This window comes from Vibrio sp. SG41-7 (genome assembly GCF_014164465.1).
In the GTDB taxonomy this organism is placed as follows: domain Bacteria; phylum Pseudomonadota; class Gammaproteobacteria; order Enterobacterales; family Vibrionaceae; genus Vibrio; species Vibrio splendidus.
This window is the reverse complement of sequence record NZ_JACJFF010000351.1, coordinates 1-480: the sequence shown is the minus strand read 5'-3', so window position 1 is coordinate 480 and position 480 is coordinate 1. Positions and strand designations below refer to the sequence as shown.

Below are 480 nucleotides of genomic sequence, written 5' to 3'. Positions count from 1 at the left end.
TCTCCGCGAAGGAATTAAAACTATCGTGGGCGATTAGCTCAGTTGGGAGAGCACCTGCCTTACAAGCAGGGGGTCACTGGTTCGAGCCCGGTATCGCCCACCATTCTCTAAAAATTCTTGGTTATATTCATATCCAAACCACTTCTTTTGTCGTTGGTTGGTATGTTTGACCCTGAGAGTCTTTAGAAAATGTGAATTTTAGAACACTGGTTCTTAAAGTCTCATGCTCTTTAACAATTTGGAAAGCTGACTGATTGATTTACTTACGAGTAATTCAATCAAATTTAAAAGTTCTCAATGTTTATCTTTCATTAGATAGACACAACAAACACATTCAAGTGTCTTGTATTCGAATGATCAGAAATGATTGTTCATTTTTTGATTCTACTTTTTATTAAAAAGTGGAAACAAAAAGTAAATTGAGTCCGGCAAACAGTCATCAAGAATTAACCCTTCTTGATGACAACCAAAAACCTTGGT

At 36.5% G+C, this 480-nt stretch carries 1 tRNA gene; it reads left to right on the top strand.

The window, feature by feature from the left end:
- The first annotated feature begins 27 nt into the window (after positions 1 to 27).
- Positions 28 to 103: transfer RNA gene (locus H5300_RS27060), tRNA-Val, on the top strand.
- The last annotated feature ends 377 nt before the right edge of the window (positions 104 to 480 follow it).